Annotated in this window: 31 protein-coding genes; 18 read left to right on the top strand and 13 right to left on the bottom strand. The window is 59.4% G+C overall.

Annotation, left to right across the window (positions count from 1 at the left end):
• Positions 1-117: 117 nt before the first annotated feature.
• From NT137_08260 to NT137_08245, 4 genes are all read left to right on the top strand, one after another.
• Entirely contained in the window at positions 118-294 is a 177-nt protein-coding gene (locus NT137_08260) for a hypothetical protein (protein ID MCX6653324.1), read from the top strand.
• Between the two features lie 76 nt (positions 295-370).
• The gene (locus NT137_08255; GenBank protein MCX6653323.1) at positions 371-1,435 is read left to right on the top strand and encodes a deoxyhypusine synthase family protein; all 1,065 of its coding nucleotides are present in this window, start codon (positions 371-373) and stop codon (positions 1,433-1,435) included.
• Positions 1,436-1,483: 48 nt separating this feature from the next.
• Complete coding sequence (locus tag NT137_08250) at positions 1,484-2,044, top strand: DUF531 family protein (GenBank protein MCX6653322.1); 561 nt, start codon at positions 1,484-1,486, stop codon at positions 2,042-2,044.
• A gap of 102 nt (positions 2,045-2,146) precedes the next feature.
• Positions 2,147-2,794: a hypothetical protein gene (locus tag NT137_08245; protein ID MCX6653321.1), complete on the top strand. Its 648-nt coding sequence runs from the start codon at positions 2,147-2,149 to the stop codon at positions 2,792-2,794.
• Between the two features lie 14 nt (positions 2,795-2,808).
• On the opposite strand, the gene purM is transcribed toward NT137_08245, so the two are convergent.
• Entirely contained in the window at positions 2,809-3,834 is a 1,026-nt protein-coding gene (purM, locus tag NT137_08240) for a phosphoribosylformylglycinamidine cyclo-ligase (protein ID MCX6653320.1), read from the bottom strand.
• Positions 3,835-3,965: 131 nt separating this feature from the next.
• Between purM and NT137_08235 the strand changes: the two genes are divergently transcribed.
• The 3 genes from NT137_08235 (at position 3,966) to NT137_08225 (ending at position 5,547) form a co-directional block, all read left to right on the top strand.
• Positions 3,966-4,571 carry an RlmE family RNA methyltransferase gene (locus NT137_08235; protein MCX6653319.1) on the top strand — a complete coding sequence of 202 codons (606 nt, stop codon included), beginning with the start codon at positions 3,966-3,968 and terminating at the stop codon, positions 4,569-4,571.
• Between the two features lie 77 nt (positions 4,572-4,648).
• Positions 4,649-4,900 carry a hypothetical protein gene (locus tag NT137_08230; protein MCX6653318.1) on the top strand — a complete coding sequence of 84 codons (252 nt, stop codon included), beginning with the start codon at positions 4,649-4,651 and terminating at the stop codon, positions 4,898-4,900.
• 20 nt (positions 4,901-4,920) lie between these two features.
• Complete coding sequence (locus NT137_08225; GenBank protein MCX6653317.1) at positions 4,921-5,547, top strand: fumarylacetoacetate hydrolase family protein; 627 nt, start codon at positions 4,921-4,923, stop codon at positions 5,545-5,547.
• Here the strand turns inward: NT137_08225 and NT137_08220 are convergent, their stop codons facing one another.
• Positions 5,548-8,322, bottom strand: a complete 2,775-nt coding sequence (locus NT137_08220; GenBank protein MCX6653316.1) for a DEAD/DEAH box helicase — start codon at positions 8,320-8,322, stop codon at positions 5,548-5,550. It abuts the gene before it with no gap.
• A gap of 50 nt (positions 8,323-8,372) precedes the next feature.
• Here NT137_08220 and NT137_08215 point away from each other — a divergent pair, with 50 nt between their 5' ends.
• Entirely contained in the window at positions 8,373-8,705 is a 333-nt protein-coding gene (locus NT137_08215) for a protease inhibitor I42 family protein (protein ID MCX6653315.1), read from the top strand.
• Here NT137_08215 and NT137_08210 read toward each other — a convergent pair whose 3' ends face one another.
• Together NT137_08210 and NT137_08205 are read right to left on the bottom strand one after the other, a co-directional pair.
• Positions 8,706-9,899: a (Fe-S)-binding protein gene (locus NT137_08210; GenBank protein ID MCX6653314.1), complete on the bottom strand. Its 1,194-nt coding sequence runs from the start codon at positions 9,897-9,899 to the stop codon at positions 8,706-8,708.
• A 165-nt stretch (positions 9,900-10,064) separates the two neighbouring features.
• Positions 10,065-10,592: a ferritin family protein gene (locus tag NT137_08205; GenBank protein MCX6653313.1), complete on the bottom strand. Its 528-nt coding sequence runs from the start codon at positions 10,590-10,592 to the stop codon at positions 10,065-10,067.
• Between the two features lie 125 nt (positions 10,593-10,717).
• Between NT137_08205 and NT137_08200 the strand changes: the two genes are divergently transcribed.
• From NT137_08200 to NT137_08165, 8 genes are all read left to right on the top strand, one after another.
• A complete protein-coding gene (locus NT137_08200; GenBank protein MCX6653312.1) occupies positions 10,718-10,972 on the top strand; it encodes a hypothetical protein in 255 nt (84 codons plus the stop codon).
• 213 nt (positions 10,973-11,185) lie between these two features.
• Positions 11,186-13,177: a hydrogenase 4 subunit B gene (gene hyfB / locus NT137_08195; GenBank protein MCX6653311.1), complete on the top strand. Its 1,992-nt coding sequence runs from the start codon at positions 11,186-11,188 to the stop codon at positions 13,175-13,177.
• 4 nt (positions 13,178-13,181) lie between these two features.
• Positions 13,182-14,117, top strand: coding sequence for an NADH-quinone oxidoreductase subunit H (locus NT137_08190; GenBank protein ID MCX6653310.1), 936 nt, complete (start codon positions 13,182-13,184; stop codon positions 14,115-14,117).
• A 33-nt stretch (positions 14,118-14,150) separates the two neighbouring features.
• On the top strand, positions 14,151-14,786 hold the full coding sequence (locus tag NT137_08185; protein ID MCX6653309.1) for a hydrogenase: 636 nt from the start codon (positions 14,151-14,153) through the stop codon (positions 14,784-14,786).
• Complete coding sequence (locus NT137_08180) at positions 14,787-16,250, top strand: hydrogenase 4 subunit F (GenBank protein ID MCX6653308.1); 1,464 nt, start codon at positions 14,787-14,789, stop codon at positions 16,248-16,250.
• Positions 16,247-17,836 carry an NADH-quinone oxidoreductase subunit C gene (locus NT137_08175; protein MCX6653307.1) on the top strand — a complete coding sequence of 530 codons (1,590 nt, stop codon included), beginning with the start codon at positions 16,247-16,249 and terminating at the stop codon, positions 17,834-17,836. Before NT137_08180 ends, NT137_08175 begins: the two co-directional genes overlap by 4 nt.
• 9 nt (positions 17,837-17,845) lie before the next feature.
• Positions 17,846-18,175 (top strand): 4Fe-4S binding protein, encoded by a 330-nt coding sequence (locus NT137_08170; protein MCX6653306.1) that lies wholly within the window; start codon positions 17,846-17,848, stop codon positions 18,173-18,175.
• Positions 18,159-18,641: an NADH-quinone oxidoreductase subunit B family protein gene (locus NT137_08165; GenBank protein MCX6653305.1), complete on the top strand. Its 483-nt coding sequence runs from the start codon at positions 18,159-18,161 to the stop codon at positions 18,639-18,641. Before NT137_08170 ends, NT137_08165 begins: the two co-directional genes overlap by 17 nt.
• A 22-nt stretch (positions 18,642-18,663) precedes the next feature.
• Here NT137_08165 and NT137_08160 read toward each other — a convergent pair whose 3' ends face one another.
• Both NT137_08160 and NT137_08155 read right to left on the bottom strand, forming a co-directional pair.
• Entirely contained in the window at positions 18,664-19,053 is a 390-nt protein-coding gene (locus NT137_08160; GenBank protein MCX6653304.1) for a universal stress protein, read from the bottom strand.
• A gap of 161 nt (positions 19,054-19,214) precedes the next feature.
• Complete coding sequence (locus tag NT137_08155; protein ID MCX6653303.1) at positions 19,215-19,400, bottom strand: hypothetical protein; 186 nt, start codon at positions 19,398-19,400, stop codon at positions 19,215-19,217.
• Between the two features lie 106 nt (positions 19,401-19,506).
• On the opposite strand from NT137_08155, the gene NT137_08150 reads away from it, so the two are divergent.
• Positions 19,507-19,815, top strand: a complete 309-nt coding sequence (locus NT137_08150) for a hypothetical protein (protein MCX6653302.1) — start codon at positions 19,507-19,509, stop codon at positions 19,813-19,815.
• A 3-nt stretch (positions 19,816-19,818) separates the two neighbouring features.
• Positions 19,819-19,968 carry a hypothetical protein gene (locus NT137_08145; GenBank protein ID MCX6653301.1) on the top strand — a complete coding sequence of 50 codons (150 nt, stop codon included), beginning with the start codon at positions 19,819-19,821 and terminating at the stop codon, positions 19,966-19,968.
• A gap of 138 nt (positions 19,969-20,106) precedes the next feature.
• Here the strand turns inward: NT137_08145 and NT137_08140 are convergent, their stop codons facing one another.
• The 7 genes from NT137_08140 to NT137_08110 form a co-directional block, all read right to left on the bottom strand.
• A complete protein-coding gene (locus tag NT137_08140) occupies positions 20,107-20,559 on the bottom strand; it encodes a GNAT family N-acetyltransferase (GenBank protein MCX6653300.1) in 453 nt (150 codons plus the stop codon).
• Entirely contained in the window at positions 20,556-20,816 is a 261-nt protein-coding gene (locus tag NT137_08135; protein ID MCX6653299.1) for an HNH endonuclease, read from the bottom strand. Before NT137_08135 ends, NT137_08140 begins: the two co-directional genes overlap by 4 nt.
• 601 nt (positions 20,817-21,417) lie before the next feature.
• Positions 21,418-21,831: an arsenate reductase ArsC gene (locus tag NT137_08130; protein ID MCX6653298.1), complete on the bottom strand. Its 414-nt coding sequence runs from the start codon at positions 21,829-21,831 to the stop codon at positions 21,418-21,420.
• Between the two features lie 9 nt (positions 21,832-21,840).
• On the bottom strand, positions 21,841-22,668 hold the full coding sequence (locus NT137_08125; protein ID MCX6653297.1) for an aldo/keto reductase: 828 nt from the start codon (positions 22,666-22,668) through the stop codon (positions 21,841-21,843).
• Between the two features lie 91 nt (positions 22,669-22,759).
• A complete protein-coding gene (locus NT137_08120) occupies positions 22,760-23,281 on the bottom strand; it encodes a redoxin domain-containing protein (protein MCX6653296.1) in 522 nt (173 codons plus the stop codon).
• A gap of 58 nt (positions 23,282-23,339) precedes the next feature.
• Positions 23,340-24,038 carry a radical SAM protein gene (locus NT137_08115; protein MCX6653295.1) on the bottom strand — a complete coding sequence of 233 codons (699 nt, stop codon included), beginning with the start codon at positions 24,036-24,038 and terminating at the stop codon, positions 23,340-23,342.
• 46 nt (positions 24,039-24,084) lie between these two features.
• Positions 24,085-25,497, bottom strand: coding sequence for a hypothetical protein (locus NT137_08110; protein ID MCX6653294.1), 1,413 nt, complete (start codon positions 25,495-25,497; stop codon positions 24,085-24,087).
• Positions 25,498-25,529 lie beyond the last annotated feature (32 nt).

The raw sequence follows: 25,529 nt of genomic DNA, 5'->3' as shown, positions 1-25,529 counted from the left end.
GGCACAGTCCAGAATGGCCGCTCTCACCCATCAGGGGACGGTCCACACCGTAAAAAAGAATATATATGTTGGATAAAGCCTTACTAAGGAATCGGCCGTCAGCCAGGAGTTCGAGCGATGGAGACCAGGGTGCACGTCAAGATCGACAAGAAGAGCGACCTGACTCTCCGAGAGGTCCTGAAGAAGATACAGGAGATACAAGCGGAGAACCCTGACCTCGACGTTTTCTTCGACGGCGACCTCTATGCTATATGCTCTAGGCCCAAGAAGGCGGCGGAGAAGCAGAGGGCCTAAGGTCTAGGGCGGTTCTGGGACCGCCCCTTCACAAGTAAAATGGAAATACTAGACTCCGATACCTCTTGCAGTTAGCATGGTCAAGAAATCAGATATCATGAAGGAGAAGGTCAAGGCCATCGATTTCGACCAGATCTCGACGGTCGCCGACCTGGTGGATGCCTATAAGGACAGCTCGGTGCAGAGCCGCGCATTGGCCACCTGCGCCATCGCATTGGAGAATGCCATGAAGGACGAGGCCCGTCCGACGATAGTGCTCGGGCTGGCCGGTCCGCTGGTAGCCGCCGGTCTGAGGAAGGTCATCGCGGACCTGATCCGCTACGGCATCGTGGACGCAGTGGTGTCCATCGGGGCAATACCCTACCAGGACTTCTACCAGGCGAAGGGCTACAGCCACTACAAATGCTCTCCGCGCATAGACGATCTGAAGCTGCGCGAGTTCTTCATCGACCGCATCTACGACACTCTGGTGGACGAGAACAAGTTCCGCGAGACCGATGCCGCCATCGGTAAGATAGCTGGGGAGCTGGAGCCTCGGAGCTATTCCAGTCGCGAGTTCATGCAGATCCTCGGTTCACATTGCGCCAAGGACGAGAGCTCCATACTGGGCATCGCCTATAGGTTCGGAGTGCCGATATTCGTACCGGCGCTGAACGATTCCTCCATTGGGATCGGTCTCACCGGCCTTTATGTGGAGAGGTGCAAGAAGGGCGAGGAGTTCATGAGCATCGACCCCATCCGCGACAACTGGGAGCTAACCCAGATTAAGATCCACTCCGAGAAGACGGCGGTCATCTACATCGGGGGCGGGGTGCCGAAGAACTACATCCAGCAGACCGAGGTCATCGCCGAGACCCTGGGCTACGACAGGGGCGGGCATCATTACGCCATCCAAATAACCACGGACGCGCCGCAGTGGGGCGGGCTGTCCGGCTGCACCTTCGAGGAGGCACAGTCATGGGGCAAGGTCAACCGGGATGCGACCAAGGCCGTGGCGTATGTGGAAGCGTCCATCGGCCTGAGCCTCATGGCCGGCTACATCCTGCAGAAGAAGCTGTGGAAGGGTCGCAAGCGCCTGAGATACGATTGGCAGGGCGATGAGCTGAAGAGCATCAAGCAGGTGCCTTTGAAGATCGAGTAGGCGCAAAACTCCTTACCCTCATTTGCCTTCTCGTCCGACGGGTGTGCAATGGCGAGACAGGGCCGGGCGACCATCGCCCTCTGGAACTCCTACGATCCCAAGACCTTCCGGGAGGCGCACCGGCGCATCCTGGCCCGAGCTGGTCCCCTTGCCCTGGCTTTCGACCTCAACCTAGCCACCTTCGGTTTTCCTTTCCCTCCGGAGCTGACGACGCCGCAGAAAATCGCGGACTGGGTGGCGACCACGACCTCCATAGGCGAGGACGGTGCGTACCTCAAGGAGCTCACCGCCAAAGGCCGCTTCTCCACATTCCCCTATATGGAGAAGGGCTTTCCGCCGCAGCTAGGAGAATCGGTGCTCACTACCTGCAATGCCGAAGCGAGGAAGAAGAGGAGCGCGGACGAGGTGGCGCAGATGCTGAGGGATGGCAGGAGCATGGCGCTCATCTTCGGAACCGGGCCTAAGGGCGTGCCCAAAGGCTTGTTCGACATCGCACAGCATCACCTGGACATAACATTCGGAGGGTACTCGCTAGAGACTTGCACCGCCTTAGGCGCCGTGGTCGGGGTCATCGCGCATAAGGTGAAGGGCGGAAGGTCCGAGGCTTGACCCCTGGGGTGAGCGAATTAAAGAACCGGGCGGCGAATATCGACCTGGTGTGTCAGCGCCATGAAGAGATGGCTCGGGTTCGCGCTTCTGGGTGGTCTCGGGATGGTAGCCCACCTCATCTCGTTCCTCAGCGCCACCGATCCCAATTTCTCACAGCATTTCCCTGGAAGGCTGGACGATGACCAGCTGGCGGGTTTGGCCTTCTGGGCGGGCGCCTATCTGCTCGCACTCTCCGGTGCAGAGCTAGGCGTTCTGGTGAGCAAAACCCCGCGGGAAACAGACCTGCTCTTCATCTTGGTCCCGCTGGCATTCTTCTTTGCGGTCACTCTGGGCAAGGTCAGCCTGTATTCCGCTCGCACGATAGAAATACCGCAATTCGCCCCCGCCTTCGGTTCTTTCGCGTTCACTGTGTCCATGATGTGGCAGGTCGCTATCCGACGGACAGACAAAGCAGTGACCTCGGGCGTGATGGCCATGGCCGCAATCGCAAGCCTCTTCACGGGCCTGGTCCTCATGCTTGTTTTCTCGGAGCGAAGTTACTTTTCGAACTTCAGCCAAGGGACGGCCATTGCGCTGTCCGGAGCGACGGTCGCGCTCTTCTGGGAGACTGCGCTCGCACCGCCGAAATGGGCCGACGCAACGGGCAGACGGAGGCTCAGGCCCGTGTGGGCCGTGGTCGCGGTATTGTCCATGTTCTTCGTGCCGTTCATCCTGATACTTTCAACAATGCTATTTGGGTTCGCCTCTTGACCCTGATCCTTTGACTAGTACTGGCAATAGTCCAAGCCGAGCGGCTCCGAACCTACTCCTTCGCCGTTCACCACGTGGCCCACGACTTTTGCGCCACCGCCAAGCGCCTTGACCGTTTCCTTCGCCTGGTCATCCCGGCAAACGACTGCGAACCCCATCCCCATGTTGAAGGTCTGGTACATCTCCATGTCCTCGACTTCGCCTAGCTCCTGCAGGATCCCGAACACCGGCGGGTGATCGAGAGGATTCGATATCTCAAAGCGCACGCCCCTCTTCAAGCGGACGAAGTTGCGCAGCCCACCCCCGGTCACGTCCACCATGCCAGTGACCTGGCATTTCTCTAGCATCCTCAGAACGGGCCTGACGTAGATCGAGGTGGGGGTGAGGAGCTCAAGCCCGATGCTCCTGCCAAGCTTCGCGAACTTCTGATCGAGCCCAATCTCATTTCTTTCCAGGATCTTCCGCGCCAGGGTGAGTCCGTTGGAGTGCACGCCGGAAGAAGGCAGTCCGATGATCACGTCGCCCACCTTGACCTTGGAGCCATCGACGATATCCTCCTTCTCAACGAAACCCAAGCAGCTTCCTGATAGGTCCACGCCTTTCACGATCTCAGGAAGGACGGCGATCTCCCCTCCCACCAGGTCCACGTTCGCCATCCTAGCGCCTTCGTTCAGACCAACACCGATCTGCTCGGTCACCCGAGCGTTCGGCTTGTCGACGGCGATGTAGTCCACGAAAGCGAAGGGCTCGGCGCCCACGCAGATCGTGTCGTTGACGTTCATGGCCATGCAATCGATGCCTACCGTGTCCCATCTGTCCAGGGCCTCCGCGATCAACAGCTTGGTGCCCACCCCGTCCGTGCAGAGCGTTAGCGCTACCTCACCGAAGTCGATGAGCGATGTGAACTGCCCTTTGATATCCATGTTCCCACCTCTGCCCTTCCTTCGGTACTTGAGCTGCTTGACCAGGGAGGCAATGGCCTGCGACTTAGCGTCGATGTTCACGCCAGCCTTCGCGTAGGTCATTCGGGACTTGCGCATGAGTATCGAATGGTGTAGACGGAGGCTAGATAAAATATTCTTCGCCGGCGGGGGAGGCTGGTCGGATGGTGGGGGGGGGGACTGGGGCATCCTGCAAAGCTTTATTGGGATGGCGAAAAATGGGAGGCACGATGTCAAAGCGATGGCTGGACGAGCGCCGTCGTGATCCCTATTACAGGAAAGCGAAGCAGATGGACTACCGCAGCCGCGCCTCCTTCAAGTTGATACAGCTCGATGACAAGTTCCGTCTTCTGAGGCCGGGAGCCATCGTCGCCGACCTCGGAGCGGCACCGGGTGGCTGGCTCCAGGTGGCCAAGGAAAGGGTGGGCGCCCGAGGCAAGATCGTGGGCGTGGACCTGCAAGGGATCGAGCCCATCGAGGATGTGATCACGGTCCGGGGCGACATGCGCAAGGATGAGACCGTAGCGGAGATGCTGGAAGCGCTCGGAGGCAAGGCCGATGTCGTGCTCTCGGACATGTCGCCCAGTATCTCAGGCAACTATTCCATGGACCAAGCCCGTTCGGTGGACCTTTGCGAGCACGCGCTGGAATTCGCAGAGAAGGTGCTCAAGCCGCACGGATCGCTGGTCATGAAGATATTCGAAGGGGACATGATGCAGGATTTCCTGAAGCTGGTGAAGAGCAAGTTCAAAGAGGTCAGGTTGGGCGCTCCGGACGCTTCGCGCTCCTCTTCATCGGAGATCTACATCGTGGCCAAGGGATACGTCCAGAAGTAGTTCAGAGGCAGCCACTTCGTCGATCGTCGCAGGGATTCATGTAAAGGTTTAATCGATTGACGCGAATTCCCCGTGCGATGATAACCTACATCACGGTCATGTTCAGCTCGGAAGGAGCCAAGCCATCCAAGGTCTTCGACGCCCTGAACAACATGGGCTTCAGACCCACCACCGGCAACTACGATGCCGAGTACACCTGGGACAAGAAGGCCACCCTGGACGATGCCATATCGCTGGCGGACAAGGTGATCGTCACCCTAAAAGGCATGGGCGTGCTGGTCAAGCTGGAGACCGTGGGCAATAACGGGCGCAGAGAAGAAGAGGACTGATCTTTCATCAGGGTGACTGGATGCGTCCGGGCAAGATCGTGTGCATCGGGCAGAACTACCGTGCCCATATCAAGGAGCTGAGGTCAGAGGTGCCCGAGGAACCGGTGATCTTCCTGAAGCCAGCGAGCGCACTTATCGGGGACGGGGAAGAGATCCTTGTCCCGGCGAACTTGGGCCGGGTGGATTACGAGGCGGAGCTGGCGTTGATTATAGGCAAGAGATGCAAGAACGTCACGGTGTCCAAGGCCTATGCATACATCGACCGGGCTGCCGTTTTCAACGATGTTACCGCTCGCGACGTCCAGGGCAAGGCGCGCAAGGCTGGCCTGCCATGGGCTTTGGCAAAGGGCATGGATACATTTGCCCCGATGTCCGAACCCAAAGCTATCTCAGACGTACCAGATATGCACGATCTAAACGTGCGATTGCGATTGAACGGCGAGCTGCGTCAGAACGGCTTCACCAAGGACATGATCTTCCCGGTGGAGGAGCGGATCGCGTACATCTCGAGGTTCATGACGCTTGAGCCAGGTGACGTCATCGCCACCGGCACCCCGGAAGGCGTCGGACCGATCGGGAACGGCGATCTTGTCGAAGCGAGCATCGAGGGCGTGGGCAAGGTCAGCAATCCAGTGCGTTTCCTCTGATCAGTCCCAGAACTTCTTCGTCCGGGCATACGTGATCTCGGCACTGAGGATATCGCGGAGGAACTCGTCCTCGTTGTCGTAGAGGCCAGAGAGGACGCGGGCGGCGGTGTCTGGGCCCACGCCTCTTCCAGCGAGAGCAAGAAGGGCCTTGCGGCCGTGCTCGTTCACCAAGCTAGCATTCTTGTAGATGCGCTTGACCGCCTTCTCCTCTTCCTCAGCAAGCCGCTCCTTCTTCAGCAGCTTGCCCTGCTCCCGGGCATAGGGCGGCAAGGCGGCGATCATGCGCCCGCCGCACTTCTGGCAGGTGATGGTGCGAGGAGAATCGCGCACCCTCAGACGCCATTGCGTCCGACAGTTGAGACAGGTCATGTGCATCGTCTCATCCTCCAGACGATCCTTGAGGGCCATGAGGATACGATGATCCGCGCGTTGAGGGGCAATCAGCTCCTTGGAGTGCTGCAGTCCCGCCCGACCGATGGGGGTCAAAGGGCAGATCTCGAACTCCACCTTCCCGTCGGAGATGTCCTGGACAACTTTGACCGTTCCCACGAGGTCCAGGTCCTCCCACAGCACCCGGTCCACCGCCTCCTGGAAGAGGGGCGAGTCCTCGTAGGCGTCGAAAAGCCGGCCGAAGTTGATGCTCCGGTAGTCCGCCTCCTTCTCCACCGCCCCGAACTTCTTGGCCACGTGCACGAAGCGCCAGCGCAGATGGGAGGAGTTCTTGATCACCAATCTCACCAAGCCCTCGACGTTCTCCGATCGAATGCCCTTCAGCGTATCCATGATCAGGGAGGGCTTGAGGTCTCGGGGAAGCTCGAGCATGATGCGATAGGGGTCGGTGTGCACGCCCACACTCTCCCCTATCCTGGCCGACAGTAGGACGGAGAGCAATCGGGAAAGGGTCTCATTCACCTTGGAACCGAAGCAGACGTTGAGGATGACCAATTTCCGCCCCACTTCCAAAGTGATCAACTGATCCGTTGGCATCTTAGACTCGGACCGTTGCTCTTGCAGATAGGCGCGGAGGGTGCAGATCGCCTCCTGGTCGCCCTGATACTCAGCATAGTTCTCCAAGCGGCGCAGTCGGCCCACCTCCATGGCCACGTCATAGGGAACGGGGATATCCTCTCCCACCCAGGACGGGATTGAGCCGAGCTCCTTCACCTGTTCCACCAGCAGCTCGTCGTCCTTCACCTCGATGATACGCCAGGAGCGGCCGCGGGTGATGAAGGTGGCATAGGGTTCTGCGAACGAGGCCACGAACGATTCGTCCAGCTGCCCGACGATGCGCCGGGAAGAAAGCTCTCGTATCTTGAAGGAGCGCTCGTCCGGGATCATGGACAGGTTGTCATAGAAGTAGCGCATTCCCCGGCTGGAGCGGCGATAGTCCTCGGGAGCGACGAACACCAGCCCTATCCGCGAAAGCTGGTCCAGCACCGATTCGAACTTCTCCCGGGTCAGATTGCGGAAGGCGTAGGAGCGGACGACGGTCAAATAAGCCTGCTCGGTGTTCACCGGTCCCATCATGGCCATGGCCACGATCTGATTGGCCAGGACGGTCAAGGGGTTCTCCCGCACCCGAAGAGGTTCGAGCTCTTCGTGCAACGCCTTTCTGGTGATGACCAGGCTCTCTGCGACCTCGTCGGCCGTAGAAGCAACGATTGCTCCCTTGGACTTGGCACCGACCTGGTGACCGGCCCGTCCCATTCTCTGTATCAGACGGGCCACCTGCCTGGGCGAGTTGTACTGGATGGCGAAGTCCGCGCTCCCTATGTCAATGCCCAGTTCCAACGAGGAGGTGCAGATGAGCCCTTTAATGGCCTCTTTCTTGAAGGCCTCCTCCATCTCGATGCGTATCTCCTTTGAAAGGGAGCCGTGATGAACGCCGACGGGGAACTTCTCGTCCCAGATGTGGTATCTCGCCGCCAATGCCTCGGCGGTGTCCCGGGTGTTGACGAAGAGCAGCGTGGAACGGTGGGATTCGATGATCTGACGGCAGCGGCGCATGCACGCGACCAGCTGGGGGTCGCTCTGCAAGGTCCCGGCCAGATCACGGTCTTCCTCTGCGACCTGAGGCGCCTGCACGCTCAGGCTCATGTCCTTGGCCACGTGCGTCCGGACCACGGTCACGTTTCTCTTCGAACCGCCCAGGAAGTTGGCCACCTCCTGCACGCTTCCCACTGTGGCGGAGAGGCCTATGCGTTGGAACTCGCCCGCCTCGTTCACAAGACGTTCCATGGCGATGGCCAGCTGTGCCCCTCTTTCATCCTCGGCCAGTTCGTGGATCTCGTCCACCACGAAGAAGCGCACGTTGGCCAGGTGCGTGCGCAGCCTCTTGCCCGCGAACATGACCTGCAGCGTCTCTGGAGTAGTGATGAGCACGTCCGGTGCCTTTCGCGATTGCCTGGAACGCTCGGATTGAGAGGTGTCTCCGTGCCGCACAGCCACATCCAGATCCAGCGCCTTGCCGAACTCCTCCAGCCTGCGCAGCAGATCACGGTTCAAAGCACGTAGCGGCGTGACATAGATGCACCTGATCCCCTGCCTTTGGGTCTGGAGTATTTGGTGCAGGATCGGCAGCATGGCCGCTTCGGTCTTGCCTATTCCCGTGGGAGCGACCAGCAGAAGATGCTCGCCTTTCATGATGTGAGGGATTGCCTGCCGCTGGGGGCCGGTCGGCTCGTGGATGTCCTTGTCCTTCAGGACCTTCTGGATCCGGGGATCGAGGAGTTCGAAGACCATGATGGGCTGCGAATCGAGCGCTTCGGGGTACATTAACCTATCGCGCTACGGCGTGAAAGTGAGGCGATGGTAAGCGCTAAACGGTGTTCGGGCCATTCATGCACGTGCACCTGCGAGCGCGCGATTCGGGAAGGTCGGTATGGGTTGCCGTCGGCGAGATCGTAGAGGTGGTGCTGGACGAGAACCCGACCACCGGTTTCCGCTGGGAGGCGGCTCACCAGCCGAGCACGCTCGAGCTGAAGAGCAGCGAGTACGTTCCGGACGAGCCTCGTCGCATCGGCAGCGGCGGCCGGACGACGATCCGCTTCCTAGTGGTACGCAGCGGCTCGGAGGCGCTCAGACTGGAACTCAAGCGTTCCTGGGAGATGGATGTGGGCCCGGCAGAGGTGTTCGAAGTGCGCTTCGATTCGGCCTGATCACTTCTTCGCTTCCGGAGCTGCCGCCGGCGCTGGTTCGGTGGCCTCCATCAGCAGCTCCGCCAGGTCCATCACCTTGATATTGGCATTCAGCTGCTTCGCCCCGGCCTGGAGGTTGAGCACGCAGAATGGGCAGGTGGTGACGATCCGCTCAGCTCCCGTGGAAAGCGCTTCTTTGACGCGTTTAGCGGCGATGTTCACTGCCAGCTCGTTGTATTGGGACTTGTAGCCGCCACCAGCTCCGCAGCATTGTGAGCTCATGCGGTTGTGCGGCATCTCCACCAATTCCATCCCCGGAATCGCCTTGATGACCTCGCGCGGAGGCTCGAAGACGCCCGAGTGCCTTCCCAGGTGGCACGGGTCGTGGTAGGTCACCTTGGCCTTGATCTCCTTGGTCAACTTGAGCTTCTTCTCCTTGATCAGCTTCTGGGCATATTGCGAGAAGTGGTAGACCTCGAAGGAGGGATTGGAGTAGAAGCGGCCGTAATCGTGAGTGGTGGTCTTGAAGCAGCCGGCGCAGGCGGTGACCATGGCCTTGGCGCCCATCTTCTCCGTCTGCAGGATGTTGTTCTCCGCGGATCTGCGGGAGGCATCGATCTGGCCAGTGCGCAGCATGGGGGAGGTGCAACAATACTCCTCACTGCCCATGATGTTCTGTTTCACTCCCGCCCGGTCCATGACGGTGACGGCCGCCTTGGGAATGCTAGTCATCCTGTAGGAGGCGGTGCAGCCGGCGAAGAAGACCGCATCCGGGTTGGATTCCACGCGCTTGATGCCTTCAGGGAACCAGGCTCCTCTCTTCTCTGGCGGCTCTCCATAAGGGTTGTTGGACGCCAGGATGCGCTCGCGTATCTTCTTGTGCGCGGGCATGGGCCCCTTGCCCTGCTCCACTACCCATTCGCGCACCTTCTCCCAGAACTCGGCGAACTCGATGCTCACGTGGCACACGGACCAGCAGGCGGCGCAGCCCGTGCAGCGGAACAGGGCGTCGACGAACTCGTCGTCCACCTCCACCTTGCGGCCGAGAATGGCATCCAGGGGGGTCTTGTTCTGCAGTTGCCTCAGGTAGAAGACCTTGCCCCTCGGACTGATAGATTCCCAAGGCTCCTGGTCATAGGTATCGCACACCCTGACGCAATAGCCACACTGCAGACATGCCGACAATTCCCGGTTGATCCTTGGCATTCGCACCATCGGACGTACCTCATAACTAGCTCAGCGCGCGCGGTCCCTTGCCCCATTGAGGGCGAAGATTGGACTAGGCATGAAACCTAGGTATTTATTCCTTCTCACACAGCGGAACTGGTATGTTTCAGATGCCAAAACCTAACGCCCTTAATAACCCTTGCCAAAACCTCTTCAGCCTTCGAGTATCGGTCCATAGCCGTACCAGGAGCCTTCAAGCTTGAGCAGGCGCAGGTTCTCTTCAAGCAGCTTCTTATGCGTGCCTTCCCAATTCGCCAACGTCTCCAAGGTGCGTTTGACCCCGGCCTCTTGCACTTTGCTCAACGACTCAGAGTACATGCGGATGGAGTTCTCCTCCACCTCGATGCCGATCCCCAATGCGCGCATCTCGTCGTTCAGCGTGAGGCAGCTGTCGGGAGGGGGCGCGAAAATTCGCTCAGGCAAGATGCGCAGGTACTCGCGCAAGGGCTGCACCCAGGTGACGTCGCGCGTCTGCGCCAGGCGCGCGATCTCCTTCTCCACGATGGCCTTGTGCTCCCTCTCGTCGTTGCCAAGGCTGCGCAATAGCGCCGCTCCCTTCTGATCGGTGACGCACTTGGCCAGGGAGGAATAGAACTGGATGCCGAACTCCTCGATCTCCAGCGCTGTCTTGAGCACGGCCACGCTTTGGTCGCCCTCCGTGTCGGAGCCATTTTCCTGCACGCTTTCGCCCTCCGCGTCAAAGAGCCATCCGCTGGTATATTATCTCGTTGTCTCGGTCTTCCTTCCCGATTCGTCTGGCGCTTCGCGGGGCAAACGCTTTCTAGGCCGGGGTGAGATATGCATGCGTGGCAGAGAGACCGAACTGCGCGCCCAAGGGCAAGGAGGACGTTCGCTTGATTAGCGACGAGGCGGTGCAGAACGCCACCGGCAAGGGATGGGCGGAATGGTTCGCCATCCTGGACGAGCTGGGTGTTGAGGAGAAGGGGCATTCGCACGCGGTCAGGTACCTACGCGAGCACCACGGCCTCGATGAGAGATGGGCGGAGAGGGTCGCCCGTCGCTACGAGGAGGATCGGGGCCTGAGGTCGCTGATGGCCTGATAACTCAGTTGAGTCCTGAGGGAACTCGTTTTCGTAAAATTAGTCTGCGCTGGACTCGAAACATTTAATAACAGCTATCGTTTGCCAGCCAAACGAAGGACAGGCAGGTCTTGGCGACGAAGTCGATTCGGTTTCTGACCGTAGGCATCGGGCCGTGGCCGGCGTCTGGAGGCGAGTCGAACGCTCGCTGAGCTCCTCCTGCCGGCCGTATTCATCGCAGCATCCGTGGGCGCCTTGGCAGCGGTATTGCTGGACCGAAAGGAGCATGCCTGTCGGTGCATCTCGTTCGGATCGGCGGCCGTGGCGAGCTTCCTTCTGACCCTGGTGGGCGTCGACGTCCTGTTGGGAGGCGACCTGGACCTGTTTCTAGAACAAGGAACGACACTACTCACCGTTCCGATAATTCATCTGCACGTGGACAAGCTGTCCGCCTTCTTCCTGGTGGCCCTCGGCCTGATCGGGGTGGCGGCCTCCTTCTATTCTATCGGCTACGCTCGGGAGTATTCGGGCCACTACAGCGTCGGGCGGTTCGGGGCGCTCTTCAACCTCTTCCTTCTCTCCCTGGTGTTGGTGTTCACCGCCTCCAACCTGGTCCTTTTCCTGGTGGCCTGGGAGCTGATGTCCCTTTCCTCCTACTTCTTGGTCATCTACGAACATGGACGCGAGGGCGTGCTCTCGTCCGGCCTCCTCTACCTGGTGATGACGCACATCGGAACGGCCTTGATCACCACCGCCCTGATCATCATCTCCCTGCAGGCGCATTCTCTTGAGTTCGGTTCGATGCACAATGCCGGTGCTCTCATGGACCCAACCCTGCGTTCGGTCGTTTTCGTCCTCCTTTTCCTGGGCTTCGGGACCAAGGCCGGGATAGTCCCTCTGCACGTCTGGCTGCCGCAGGCCCACCCCGCCGCCCCCTCGAGCGTCTCCGCGCTCATGTCCGGCATCATGATCAAGACCGCAGTGTTCATGCTCATCCGCTGCACCTTCGAGCTCCTGGGAACCGTAGAGGCGTGGTGGGGGTTGCTCCTGCTTCTCGTCGGCTCCATCTCCGCGCTCCTAGGGGTACTCTACGCCCTCATGGAGAAGGACATCAAGCGCATCCTTGCCTTCTCAAGCATCGAGAACATAGGCATAGTCTTCATCGCCCTTGGTTCGTCGATCGTCTTCGACGCCTACGGCTTGAAGCAGCTCGCAGCATTGGCGCTCATCGCCGCCCTGCTCCACTCCTTCAATCACGCCCTCTTCAAGGGGTTGCTGTTCCTGGGCGCGGGAGCTCTGGCGTACGCCACGGGCACCAAGAACATTGAGCTCATGGGCGGCCTGGCCAAGAGGATGAAGTGGACGGGCGTGCTGTTCTTTGTGGGCGTGCTCTCCATCGCCGCCATCCCTCCCTTCAATGGCTTCGTCAGCGAGTGGCTCATCTTCCAGTCGCTCCTTCTCTCCTTCAGCCTCAACGACGTGGTGGTCAACATCCTTCTGGCCGTCGCGCTTGGCACGCTGGCGCTGACCGGCGCTTTGGCCGCAGCTTGCTTCGTGCGGGTCTATGGGATCGCCTTCCTGGCCCGACCTAGGAGCGAGAAGGCGGCTAAGGCGCACGAGGTGTCAGGCACGATGCTGTTTGGGATGTCGGTATTGGCGGTACTGTGCGTGGGCGCGGGGGTGCTCTCCACCTTCTACATTCCCACGGTGGATTCGGTCAGCGCCAGTGTCCTGCACGTGAGCATCGCCTCCACGCTGATCGATGGTCTGGTGCTAGAGACCCCGACCTCAGGATTCTCAGCCATGTCGCCGGCGCTGCTCGGCTTGGCCTTGATCGCACTTCTGGCGCTGGTGGTCGCCTTCTCTCGCATCTTCGGAGGCAGGACGAGGACCGTCGAAGGCGATACCTGGGATTGCGGCACGCCCCTGGGTCCAAGGAACGAGTACACGGCCACTGGCTATTCGCAGCCCATTAATCGTGTCTTCAACTCCATCTTCCGCTCCCAGTCCAGAACCACAGTGCTGGAAGAGCGCTCCGCTTACCTCCGCAGGCTCTCCTATTCCACATCCGTGCAGCCGATCTTCGAACGCTATCTCTACGAGCCGACCGTCAAACTGGCCACGGGGCTGGCCAGGCGCGTCGGGGTGATCCAGACAGGCAGCATCCAGGCATACCTGGCGTACATCTTCGCCACCCTGGTGATACTGCTGCTCATCTTCCGGTGATGCCATGAACGACGTGCTCCTCTCCATTATCCAGTCCCTGTCGCTGCTGCTCCTGGCACCGCTGGTAACGGGCATCATACGCAAGCTCAAGGCCTGGATGCAGAGCCGCCGTGGCCCGCCGGTGCTGCAGCCCTACTACGATCTAGCAAAGCTCTTCCAGAAGGATTCAGTGGTCTCCAAGGAGGCCTCCTGGGTCACCACCATTGCCCCTTATGTGTGCGTGTTGGCCGTTCTGGCCGCCGCCCTGCTCATACCAGTGTTCGTGTCCGAGTCCATGGGGTTCATGGGCGATCTCATCGTGATCGTCTATCTGCTGGCCATGGCGAGGTTGTTCATGGCCCTGGCCGCTTTGGATGCAGGGAGCACATTCGGCGGTATGGGCTCGAGTCGGGAGATGCTCGTTTCCTCGATCATCGAGCCCACCATCCTCCTGGCCATCTTCACCACCGCCCTGCTGACAGGCACCACGAACCTGGCCGGGATATCGCGGGACCTGGCGACCTCGGGGCTCGACCTGGTACGCCCCTCCCTCTTCCTGGCCTTTGCGGCGTTCTTCATTGCTATCCTGGCGGAGAACGCCCGGGTCCCGGTGGACAACCCGGCCACGCATCTCGAGCTCACCATGATCCACGAGGGCATGCTCCTCGAGTACTCGGGCAAGCAGCTGGCGCTCATGGAGTGGTCGAGCATGACTAAGCTAATTCTGTTCATGACCATCGCCTGGAACGCCTTCCTGCCCTGGGGGATAGCGACGGAGGTCGCCCCACTGCCGATCGTTCTGGGCATCTTGGTGTTCGTGGCCAAGATCCTCGTGATGGCGTTCGCCATAGCGCTGCTCGAATCCTCGATGTCGAAGATGAGGTTGTTCCGACTGCCCAACCTACTCACCGGCTCCTTCATGCTGGCGTTCCTCGCGGTCATGTCATACTACGTGCTGTGAGGTGAGAAGACGGCGAGCCTGGTGGAGATCAACATGGTGAATGGGCTGGCGACCCTGGTCATGCTGTCAGCGTTCATGCTCGTGGCCAGCTCCAGAATGCAGACCATGGTCCGCATCTTTGCCCTGCAGTCGCTTGCATTGGGTGCGCTAGCGGCCAGCGTGGCCTACCTCACTGGCTCCGAGCACATCTATCTAGTGGCCGGGCTCACAATAGGTATCAAGGCCCTCCTCATCCCCCGCATCCTTTCCTACGTCATGAAGCGCATCAAGGTGGAGAATGAGGTGGAGCCGCTGCTGAACACGCCCTCCTCCCTCCTGGTCTCGGCCGGACTGGCCGTGCTCGCCTACCACGTGGCAGCGCCGATCATCGAGCAGGGCACGGTCATCACTCGCAACGCCATGGCCCTTTCCTTGGGAGTGGTGCTCATCGGCTTCTTCATCATGATCTCTCGCTGGAAGGCCATCACCCAGGTCATCGGCCTGCTTTGCATGGAGAACGGGCTGTTCATGGCCGCCATCTCCGCCACCTACGGCATGCCGCTCATCGTGGAGCTGGGCATCTTCTTCGACATCCTGGTGGCGGTGCTGATCATGGGGGTCTTCGCCTTCCGCATCAATCGCACCTTCGACACCCTGGACACTGCGTTCCTGAGGAGGCTGAGGGATTAGATGATAGAACTGCTCTTGGCCATTCCTCTGGTCACCGCCATGCTCTGCTACCTGTGCAATGGCCATCGGCTGTTGGAGCTGGCCAGCGCCGTCGGCTCCGGTGTGCTGTTCGCTTTCGCTCTCGCTTTCGCCTACGACGCCTTCGGGAACGGTGCTAGATACGAAGGCGCCCTGTTCCTCGACCAGTTCTCCGCCTACGTCCTGCTCCTCGTCACCTTCATCGGCTTCATGACCTCCCTCTACTCCATAGGGTACATGGGCACCGAGTACCGGGAGAAGGAGTTCGGACTGGGGCGGTTGCGCTACTACTACGCTCTGCTTCACATCTTCATCTTCACCATGGTGCTGGTGTGCGTCTCGAACAACCTGGGCATCATGTGGATCGCCATCGAGGCCACCACCCTGGCCTCCGCCTTCCTGGTAGGCTTCTACAATCGCGAGACCTCCTTGGAAGCGGCCTGGAAGTACATCATCATCTGTTCCGTGGGCATCACCCTGGCCCTACTGGGCATCATCCTGGCCTATGCCTCATCCACCAGAATTCCTGGGACGGAAGCAACGGGTCTGGATTGGACCACCCTGATGTCCGTCGCGAACCAGCTCGACCCGACCTTGCTCAAGGTGGCCTTCATCCTCGTCTTGGTCGGATACGGCACCAAGGTAGGATTGGCACCGATGCACACTTGGCTGCCCGATGCTCACTCGCAAGCTCCGACCCCTATCTCCGCGTTGCTCTCGGGGGTGCTGCTGAACTGCGCAATGTACGGGATCATTAGAATGCATATGGTCTCCTCCGCCGCCCTGGGTCCGGGCTTCAGCGGATCGTTGCTGCTGCTCTTCGGCGTCCTTTCCCTGGCAGTGGCGGCGGCCTTCATCATCCTGGCCCGGGACTACAAGCGCCTGCTGGCCTATTCCAGCATCGAGCACATGGGCATCATCGCCATCGGCTTCGGGCTCGGGGGACCGATAGGCGTGCTGGGCGGGCTGCTGCACATGCTGAACCATGCCGTCACCAAATCCATGCTCTTCTTCACCTCCGGCAACATCCTGCTTCGCTTCAAGACCAAGACCATGGAAGAGGTGCGGGGGCTGTCATCGAGCATGCCATACACCGCCCTCTTCCTAGTGCTGGGCGCTCTGGCGATCACGGGATCTCCCCCGTTCGGCGTTTTCATCTCCGAGTTCACGGTGCTCTACGCGGGCATCGAGCAGGGGCAGTGGCTGGTCAGCGGCCTGCTGCTCCTCTTCCTGGCGGTGATATTCGCCGCCTTCCTTTGGCACGTCATGCGAATGGTTTTCGGGAACGGAACGAGATCTGAGCCGAAGGGGGAGGTGAGCCGCCTGAACCTGGCGGTCATTTCCGTGCTCTTCGTCCTCGTGCTCGGGCTGGGCGTCTATATCCCCAATTTCATGAGCCATGCCTTGAACTCGATCGTCCACCTGTTCCAGGGGGCGACGCCTTGACGGAGAACCGTCTGCGGGAGATCATCGATTCCATGCCGGAGGGGCTCGCCGCCGCCGTCATCTCGACCAACGTGAAGGATGAGAACATCTGGATGGAGATCGACCGCTCTCGACTGCGAGAGGTGGCCGCCCACATCCACAACCTCTGGGGAGCGAACCTGATCACCATGCATGCCGTCGACAATCGCTCTGCCACGAACGATTTCAAGGTCATCGTGGTCCTAGGGCTCAAGGGGGAGGAGGAGTTCGTCACTCTGCTCGCCAGCGTGGACCGGGAGCGACCGGAGTTCGATTCGCTCACCTCGGAAATCCTCTGTGCCGACTGGTACGAACGTGAGATCCACGATTTCTTCGGAATAACGCCGTTAGGACATCCAGAGCTGAGGCCCCTGGTGCTGTATGACGACTGGCCCACTGGAATCTACCCGCTGCGCAAGGATTTCGATGTGCGGACACGAGTACCCCGCGTTCCCACCAAATACCCATTCCGCCAGGTCGAGGGCGAGGGCGTGTTCGAGATACCGGTGGGCCCGGTGCACGCCGGCGTGATCGAGCCGGGGCATTTCCGCTTCAGCGTGGCCGGGGAGCCCATCCTGGCCCTAGAGGTGCGCCTGGGTTACACTCACAAGGGGATCGAGAAGCTGTCCGAGGGCATGCGGTATCAGAAGGGCGTGTATCTGGCGGAGCGAGTCTCGGGGGACAACAGCTACGCGCATTCGCTCGCCTATTGCCAGGCGGTGGAAATGATGGCCGAAGTGCAGGTGCCGGAACGCGCCCTCTACCTAAGGAGCGCGTACGCGGAGATGGAGCGTATCTACAACCATCTCGGTGATCTGGGGGGCATCGCTCTGGACACGGCCTTCAACGTCGGCGCGGCCCACGCCCACATCCTCCGCGAAAGAATGCTCAGCCTCAACGACCAAATCATAGGCAGCCGCCTGCTACGTTCCGTCAACTGCCTGGGCGGGGTGAGGAGGGACCTGATGAAGGAGGATGTGGACATCTTATCCTCTTCGCTGATCGACCTTAAGCTGGAGTTCAAGGAGTTCGCGGACCTGATCGTGGGCACGCCCTCTCTCCTGGATCGAACGGAGGCCACGGGCGTCCTGTCGCTGGAGGCGGCCAAGGACCTGAACGTGGTCGGTCCGGGGGCCAGAGCTAGCGGCGTGGACCGGGACGTGCGCAGGGACCATCCCTACGCCGCCTACCGCTGCTTGAGCTTCAAGGTGCCGGTGTACAAGCAAGGCGACGTGGACGCGCGCATGCGGGTCAAGATCGACGAGGTCTACGAATCAATAAGCATGATCGAACAGGTCCTGGGCAATCTGCCCGGGGGAGATGTTTCCGTTCGTTCGGTGGAAGTCCCGGAGGGCATGACGGGCATGGGCTTGGTCGAGTCGCCCAGAGGCGAGTTGGTGCATTGGATGATCGCTGGACCGGAACAAAGGCCTTTCCGGCACAAGATCCGGGATGCTTCGTTCCACAACTGGCGGGCGATGGAGGTGGCGGTGCTGGGCAACATCGTGCCGGACTTCCCGTTGGTGAATAAATCCTTCAACCTATCCTATTCGGGCAATGATCTCTGAGGTGGCGTCATGTTCCGCATCATCGACAAGGGTGTTAGGCGCAAGGGGGTGGTGACCAACAAGCATACGGAGGAAAGCGTCATCGCTCATGAAGGTCACCTGGGCATGCCCTTCCTGGACCAGAGCAAGTGCTTCGCCCACAAAGACTGCGCCCGGGTCTGCCCGTCCGAGGCAATCGAGGTCACCCCAGTTCAGTGGAGGATCGATCTCGGTCGATGCCAGTTCTGCGGCGAATGTGCACGTATCTGTCCAGAGAAGGCTATCATCATGACCGGGGAATACCAGCTTTCTTGCAAGACGAAGGAGGGGACGGTGAGGACCTATGACATCCGTATCTGAGCCTAGCATTGAAGAGCTGGGGCGGCAGTTGCAGAAACGCATCAAGAAGGCTTTCGGCCGTTCCCTGGCGGTGAGAGAGGTGGACGCAGGTTCATGCAACGGCTGCGAGGTGGAGGTGAACTCGCTCACCAATCCCATCTACGACATAGAGCGCTTCGGGCTGTACATCGTGGCCTCGCCGCGGCATGCGGACGTCCTCCTGGTCACCGGTCCAGTGACGAGGAACATGGAGCACGCTTTGCTCCAGACCTACAAGGCGACGCCGTCGCCCAAGATGGTCATCGCCATGGGCGCCTGCGCTTGTTCGGGCGGGATCTTTAGGAACTGCTATGCCACCGCCGACGGCGTGGACAAGATCTTGCCGGTGGACGTCTACGTGCCAGGATGTCCGCCCACGCCCGGAGCATTGATCAGCGCCTTCTTACTGGCGATGGACAGATCGGAGAAAGGGCAGGCCAGCCGCTGAAATCGTGTCTTACCCCCGTGAGTCACTTCACCACGATGACTGTGCATTTAGCGTTGCGCACGATATACTCGGACACCGATCCGATGAGCACGCGGTCGATGGCTGTCTTGCCCGACGTGCCGACGATGATCGCGTTGGCGTTTATTCGTTCCGATACGCCAAGAACAGTCTCGTAAGGATTGCCGGCCTCCAGCAGCGTCGTCACTTGCACCCCATGCTTCGCCGCCGCAGTCTTCAGTTTCTCCAGTTCGTTCCGGCCGAACTGGATGATCTTCTCCTTATCCTCCTCGGCTTTGGGGCTGACCACGAAGACGACGTACAAGTGAGCCTTGTGGAGCGAAGCGTGTTCGAACGCGTAGTTGACCGCCTTCTCCGAATGCTGTTTTCCGTCGGTTGCCAGGAGCACGTTCATCGCGGCACCAGCCTTCTAGCGGGTGATATCTCTCCCTTCCCATTAAGGTTTTCCCGAACCAGCATTCATCTTTGGTATGTCTGGCCTGATGAGATTGCATCTTTGGAAGGCAAGGCGAAGATGCGTATAGCCCCGCCCACCATCAGCAGAACGAGACCAGTTCACAGCAGGTTGATGAGGGGCACGATCTTCATCTGAACCAAGCCGGTGGAAGAGGATTGCCAATCGAAGCTCAGGTAGAGGTCCTCTCCTAGAGATTTGTGCGCGTAGGCCTGCGATTTGACCTTCGCCGCCTCGGTGCCCAAGAACTCGTAGTAGTTGGCAATGACGGCATCCTTCTGCACCACCGAACCAGAGTGCAGGACACCGGCAAGTGGAAATCGAGGGTAAGGAATTGGAGGCAGGCGCGGGGACAAAGGATACTGGTCCGGAACCGGACCACGGGGTGAGACCATGATCGAGATGACCGACCTACGAAGGAAACAACTGGATGAGATCGTCGACCTGATGAACAAGGAGGCGGAGCTCAAGCTCCTGTATGATGAGGAGTCAGAGGAGTCGAAGCATGCGGAAGAGGTGCTCCGACGTTTGAAAGGATTCGCGGATAAGCTGGAGGAACACGAGCGAACCTACCTGGAGACCGGGCTGATGGACCACAAGGACATCCACGACGTCTACTGGCCTAATGCAAAGGGGCGGGGGAAGCATCAGCGGGAGAAGTATACTCGTCTCGATAGCGAGGGCAAGACGAGTGGGCATTGAGGAATGGCGGCGGGTGTAGGCGAGAAGTCATCGAAGATCGATTTGAGGGCCAAACTGGAGAAGATGGATCGCGACGGACCTTCCCGTCTCATCTCGGTGTTCATAATGGACAATACAGATGGCACACTAGACATCTTCTATCCCTGTACGTAGTGAGCAAGGGGGGAGCAGGTGGATATTCCATTTTGACGGCGGCGACGATTGTTGTCGCATTGCTGGCTTCCGCCGCGGCGATCTGGGCTCTAGGCCCCCGCAGGGAAGGAAATCGTTGAGATGACCGCCTTCGTCCCTTCAGATGCGGTCGCTCTTTCTCTTGGAATAGTACAAGACCCGGCTGTCCAGAGTGTAGCCAAGGTTCTCGAACAGCGTCCTGGAAGATTGGTTGTCACCATGCACCAGGCAGGCGCTGATTCCCAGACCACGTGCATCAAACCGTCTTTCAGCTTCCATCACGAGCATGGAAGCGATCCCGGTCCTGCGGTGCTCTGGACGGACTGCCAGCCGGTTAATCCATCCTTTCCGGCCGTCGTTGGTGCAGAGGGCGGCCCCGACCATCTTGCCACCGATCTCCAAGACGAAGAAATCCGCCTGGCCGGAACCAAGCTCACGCTCGACGTTCTCTCTGGAATCCCTTCCCTCCGGATGAAAAGGAAGCTCGGCCGCATCCCAAAGCCTTACTAGCTCGTCATAATCCTCCGCATGGAGATCGCGGATTGTGACTTTTCTGCGAGGAGACGGCGTCATGCTTCCTCCTTCAGGCCGAAGCCTTTCTCCCACGCCTTCTCCCAAAGCAGGGTCTCGGTCTTTCGCTTGTGACAGGAGGCGCAGAGCGTCACCAGGTTCGCCGGATGATCGGTCCCGCCCCTGGTCCTCGGCAGGATGTGGTGCACCTCCGTGAACCACCCAGGCAAGGTTTGGAGGTCTCGGCGGCATTCCTGGCAGCGGAAACCATCCCGTTCCAGAACGCGCCGTCTCACTTTCGTCCACGCGATTCTCGCCATGCCATCCGGGATGTGCGGGTCAAGAAGATTCTCGGCACTGCCCTCCTCATGCCAGGACTTTGTGCTCGCAAAAGCTGCATCTATGGTGCCTTCCAACTCGCAACGTATGCTATCTTTGAGGGTCGGATGGCGTTTTCCGCACGTCGGGCAGCGGTCGATGAGCTTGGACCGGGAGCGAATGATCGCAAGGCTAAGCTCGTGATTCCAGGCACGGTGCTGGCAAACCTCCGCTATGGTCTCATCACACAGTGGGGGGCAGGGTCTATCGCCTTCGCCATCCGAGGTCATCCAGAGATGGTGTTCTCTCAGGCAAAGACCGCAACGGCATGGCTCGTCCTGGTAGTGGCACCCTTTCACAGAACCCATCCGAACGGAAGCGACGGGGAGGATAGATAAGTCCTCTCCTCGTCCCTTGCCTGAATTTCGAAGGCTCCCATGGGGATGAATTGCACTAGGACAAGGGCAACGAAGCCAAACACTTGCTTGGTGTCGACGAAGGGCCGTCATCTGAACGTGACTTATGTCTAATCCTTGCGCTCTAGGAACCCGTGAGGATTCGACATTGCCCGGGCATTGCACTTCGAGACCTGCGCCGCAAAACCTAGGAGAACATGCTCTCGATGAAAGCCAGGATATCGTCCCGCATGATGCGGAAGGCGTTCAATTGCTGCTCATCGCTGCCATGCATGCTCGGCGGGTTGTTGACGCCGTGGTGCAAGTGCTCCTTCGCCTCCGGAAAGAACGGACAGATATCCTCGGCGTCCGAGCAGAGCGTGATGGCGTAGTCGAAATGCTGTCCCTCGAACTGCTTCAGGTGCTTCGGTCTCTGGCCAGGGATGTCGATGCCGATCTCCTTCATCACCTTGATGGCCAAGGGATGCACCTTCCCGGGTTGGGTTCCCGCACTGCTCGCTTCGACCCTCTCCCCGAACATGTGGTTGGCGATGCCCTCCGCCATCTGCGAGCGGGCGGCATTGTGCGTGCAAATGAAAAGCACTCTGGTCTTCTTCTTCAATTCCTTATCTCACGGTATCTCCTCAGGATTCCAGGCGGTCCTCATGCCTGCATCCAACAGATCCAGCGTTCTCATGTCCCTCGCGGAGATCTGGAAATCGAAGACGCCCGCGTTCTCGATGATCCGATTCCGACGCTTGGACTTGGGAATCTCCACCGTGCCGTGCTGCAACCCCCAACGGATCAGCACCTGGGCCACGCTCTTACGATAGTGAATGGCAATGCTCTTCAAGCTGGTGTTCTCGAGATACTTGCCGTGTGTCAATGGCGAGTAAGCTTCGACCTGGATCCTCTTTGCGGAACAGTAGTCGAGAAGGTCCTTCTGGTAGAGGAAAGGAGTGAACTCCACCTGGTTCACCGTCGGTACGATCTCTGCGTACCCGCTCATCTCCTCCAAGTGGCGGATGGTGTAATTGCTCACGCCCACAGCCCGACATTTGCCTTCCTTGAGCAGCCATTCCATGGCTTTCCACGTCTCCGGCCGCCTTCCTCCGCCAGGCCAGTGCACAAGATAGAGATCTACATACTCCATGCCCAGGGCGCGTAGGCTTCTCTGGCAAGCATTTAGCGTTTCTTGGTATCCATGGTCCGAGTTCCAGACCTTGGTGGTAATGAAGACCTCTTCTCGCGGCAGTCCGCTTTGCCTGAAGGCCTCGCCCACCTCCTTCTCGTTGCCATAGACCTTGGTGGTGTCGATCATGCGGTAGCCGGCGGCGAAGGCCTGCAACACCGCCTCCCTGGTTTCCTTTCCCTCGGTCATCTTCCATGTTCCCAGCCCGAGGCAGGGCATCTCCACTCCATTGTTCAACTTGAACCGGGTGCCGATGGTGAGCTTCATTTGTATGTCCGAGGCACGTTTGGAGCAACCTGGATATAATGAGTCTCCCTGGGTGGATCATCCGAGCAGGCCAGGTAGGGGCCAAGAAGGCTTAAGGTGACGGCGGACAGACCTCTTTCACGGTTGTGTTGGGGTCGTCCTGGAAGCGGGACACCGCCTCCCGTATCTTCTCGAAAGGAGGTGGCAAGGCCTCCTCATGCGAGACCCAGAGATACTGGACCCTGGCGTCTCGGTCCACTAGGAACACCGCCCTCCTGGTCAAACCCTTCAGCAGCCCATCCTCCAGCAACCCGGCATATTGTCTGCTCACGCTCCCATCCTCATCCGCCAACAGACGGAACGGAATGCCCAGGTTCTCCTTCCACTGCCTGTGAGTGTAAGGAGAGTTGCGGGAGACCCCGACCACTCTGATGCCCTTTGCTGATATCTCGGAGCACATGGAATGGACGGTCCTCATCTCCAGAGAGCATATGATGCCGAAGTCGTTGGGATAGAACAGGAGCAGTACGGGATTGTTCTTCAGCTCTTCGTGCAGCTGGAACGGTTCCTCCGACGCCTCGCTCAATCGGAAGTCGGGAGCGCGCATACCCGCCGCCAGGTCAATCCCCACCACGTTCTGACCTCACTCATCTCTCGTAGATAAAGGGTGACGGAGGTTGGTTCGTCCAGTTTCAGGCTCGTAGCACGCTGTCCATACCATCGCCCTGCACCCGGACGACCGGGACGTACTTCAAGAGCGCATCCCCCATCTCGATCACCTGCTCTAGGGGAGGAGAAGGCTCGGTGATCCCTTCGAAGGGCGTGTCGGAGGTAGAGCTCATGAACTGCACCAGGTGCATCTCGCTCGCATAGCCCTGGATCTGCTGACCCAGGCGTTCGATGCTATCCTTGTTGACGTATGGCGGGATGACCCGCAACAGGATGCGCACCTTCTGTCCCTTGAGCACTTCCAGGCTCTGCCGAAGATTGGAGAGGTATGCGCGCACGCTGTCCTCGGGCATGTTCACCAGTCTGGATGTGCCGGCGACGTCGTCCAGATCGCCCTTGACCTCCACAATGTAGCTTTGCACCAATCCCAAGGTCTCCCTCAGGAAAGCGGGGTCGAACCCCGTCGTCTTCAGCGTGATCTCCTTTCCCCTCTTCTTCAGAGTGCGGATGAGCTCCCCCAGCTCGCGCTTCTGCAGCACCGGTTCCGCTCCTCCTAGGAACACCCGCTTGACCTCGTACTCCGAGAGATAGCTCACCACCTGGTCCAGGCTCATGTCCCTTCTCTCTTGCATGCGATGGGAGCAGAACTTACAGGCCAGGGGGCAACCGAAGAATTCCAGTTTGGCTTCGCCCACCTTCTTGTACATAGTGATGAGGCGCATGTCGAATATTATTCTGTCCAAGGCAATATAGTTTGCCTAGCTTTCTTTAGGAGACCTGGATGACATTCGCAGACTGGTCCTGCATATCCGGCGGGACGTCGCCGATGCGCCACCCCTCTCCGGTGGTCTCGCAATAATAGTAGTCCACCGATTGATATCTGTAGTGCGTTCCGCTGGCGCCAAGGCATGCCAGTCCCACGGCCATGTGCGCGGGAAGTAGCAGCAATGTGGCGTCGTAGGACATGGCCTCAATAATGGAGGCGTAGAGAATGGAGGTGTCCTCGCAGTCGCCAGTCTGGTCGTAGAGGGTCTCCACGCTGAAACGCCAGTAGTCGCTCTGTCCAGTTGACTGATTGTCAAAGGAGTAATCGATGCTCTGCACGAAGGCCAGAACGAGATCGGCGGTGCGCAGTCGATCATATCCGCGGGCTGAGGCCATGGCCCCCAACCTGTTAGCCAGATCCGCAACTACCGCGTCAGTGGAGGTCACGAAAGCCGCCATCTGAGAATTAGAGATGGGGCTGCGGTCTACGTCCATAATCCAGTATTGCCAGTACTTCTGGGCTGAGAGGTTGAGGTCCAGGGTGAAGCTGCATCCTTCGAAGTACCAGTGATAGGTCTTAGAGGCCTGCATCTCGCATCGCGACAGATCATACCAGAGCATGCCATCGTCGTCATCGATGGTCTGCGTTCCGTCCAGAGAGCCGTCAGCTAGCCCGGTGCGATCATCGCCGGTCCAGTTGCCAGTGAGCATATCAAAGACCAGATCCAGCACCCTGTTGGCGGTGGACGAAGGGTCGATGTCGATGCGATCGTCGGAGGACCCGGCATCCTGGTCGAACAGGGCGATGGAAACGGAGATGTTGCGTTCGTCATCGTCCACATTGAAACGCAGACTTTTGTTCAGCGTATAGGTCTGGCCCACTTCGAATGAATATGTCTGTCCTTCGTCGTCCACTCTGACATCCTGTTGGCCCTCTACCGAGATGATGAAGTATCCCTCTGCATAGATGTCCAGAGGGTCAACGCCGTCTAGGACGCGTACCTGGTCCAGGTCCACCCTCACTCCCGCATCGTAACCAGGAACGAGGTCCACTGGGTCGGCATAGCCGTCATTGTCGCCGTCGTTGGGAAAAGGATCGCCGTTGTCGCCCATGCCGTCCCCGTCCGTATCTCTCCATTCGTTGAAATCATCGGGGAAAGCATCTTCCGAGTCGGGAACGCCATCATGGTCTCGGTCCGGAGGTCCGAAGTGGAACAGACCCCCTCCCATGTTGCCCAAGACCACCACCGCTCCCAGAACAGAGAAGACCAAGATGGCGACCACCGCCACTGCCCCTGCGACCTTCAGGGCAGAAGGCCCTCTGACATTTGGTGGAGCTGGGGCTGGAGCGACAACGCCGGTGTCCGAACCTCCGTTGGAGGGCGACTGATCTGGGGGCGTGGGGTCCACTGCCATCGATTGTGCGCCTCAGCGATATAACACTTGGC

Source organism: Methanomassiliicoccales archaeon (assembly GCA_026394375.1).
Classification (GTDB): Archaea; Thermoplasmatota; Thermoplasmata; order Methanomassiliicoccales; family UBA472; genus JAJRAL01.
This window is presented reverse-complemented; position numbering and strand designations above follow the sequence as displayed.

Coding starts and splice junctions, on each gene's coding strand:
- NT137_08260 (MCX6653324.1), top strand. CDS start 118: ATGGAGACCAGGGTGCACGTCAAGATCGACAAGAAGAGCGACCTGACT.
- NT137_08255 (MCX6653323.1), top strand. CDS start 371: ATGGTCAAGAAATCAGATATCATGAAGGAGAAGGTCAAGGCCATCGAT.
- NT137_08250 (MCX6653322.1), top strand. CDS start 1,484: ATGGCGAGACAGGGCCGGGCGACCATCGCCCTCTGGAACTCCTACGAT.
- NT137_08245 (MCX6653321.1), top strand. CDS start 2,147: ATGGTAGCCCACCTCATCTCGTTCCTCAGCGCCACCGATCCCAATTTC.
- purM (MCX6653320.1), bottom strand. CDS start 3,834: ATGCGCAAGTCCCGAATGACCTACGCGAAGGCTGGCGTGAACATCGAC.
- NT137_08235 (MCX6653319.1), top strand. CDS start 3,966: ATGTCAAAGCGATGGCTGGACGAGCGCCGTCGTGATCCCTATTACAGG.
- NT137_08230 (MCX6653318.1), top strand. CDS start 4,649: ATGATAACCTACATCACGGTCATGTTCAGCTCGGAAGGAGCCAAGCCA.
- NT137_08225 (MCX6653317.1), top strand. CDS start 4,921: ATGCGTCCGGGCAAGATCGTGTGCATCGGGCAGAACTACCGTGCCCAT.
- NT137_08220 (MCX6653316.1), bottom strand. CDS start 8,322: ATGTACCCCGAAGCGCTCGATTCGCAGCCCATCATGGTCTTCGAACTC.
- NT137_08210 (MCX6653314.1), bottom strand. CDS start 9,899: ATGGTGCGAATGCCAAGGATCAACCGGGAATTGTCGGCATGTCTGCAG.
- NT137_08190 (MCX6653310.1), top strand. CDS start 13,182: ATGAACGACGTGCTCCTCTCCATTATCCAGTCCCTGTCGCTGCTGCTC.
- NT137_08185 (MCX6653309.1), top strand. CDS start 14,151: ATGGTGAATGGGCTGGCGACCCTGGTCATGCTGTCAGCGTTCATGCTC.
- NT137_08180 (MCX6653308.1), top strand. CDS start 14,787: ATGATAGAACTGCTCTTGGCCATTCCTCTGGTCACCGCCATGCTCTGC.
- NT137_08170 (MCX6653306.1), top strand. CDS start 17,846: ATGTTCCGCATCATCGACAAGGGTGTTAGGCGCAAGGGGGTGGTGACC.
- NT137_08165 (MCX6653305.1), top strand. CDS start 18,159: ATGACATCCGTATCTGAGCCTAGCATTGAAGAGCTGGGGCGGCAGTTG.
- NT137_08160 (MCX6653304.1), bottom strand. CDS start 19,053: ATGAACGTGCTCCTGGCAACCGACGGAAAACAGCATTCGGAGAAGGCG.
- NT137_08150 (MCX6653302.1), top strand. CDS start 19,507: ATGATCGAGATGACCGACCTACGAAGGAAACAACTGGATGAGATCGTC.
- NT137_08145 (MCX6653301.1), top strand. CDS start 19,819: ATGGCGGCGGGTGTAGGCGAGAAGTCATCGAAGATCGATTTGAGGGCC.
- NT137_08140 (MCX6653300.1), bottom strand. CDS start 20,559: ATGACGCCGTCTCCTCGCAGAAAAGTCACAATCCGCGATCTCCATGCG.
- NT137_08135 (MCX6653299.1), bottom strand. CDS start 20,816: ATGGCGAGAATCGCGTGGACGAAAGTGAGACGGCGCGTTCTGGAACGG.
- NT137_08125 (MCX6653297.1), bottom strand. CDS start 22,668: ATGAAGCTCACCATCGGCACCCGGTTCAAGTTGAACAATGGAGTGGAG.
- NT137_08115 (MCX6653295.1), bottom strand. CDS start 24,038: ATGCGCCTCATCACTATGTACAAGAAGGTGGGCGAAGCCAAACTGGAA.
- NT137_08110 (MCX6653294.1), bottom strand. CDS start 25,497: ATGGCAGTGGACCCCACGCCCCCAGATCAGTCGCCCTCCAACGGAGGT.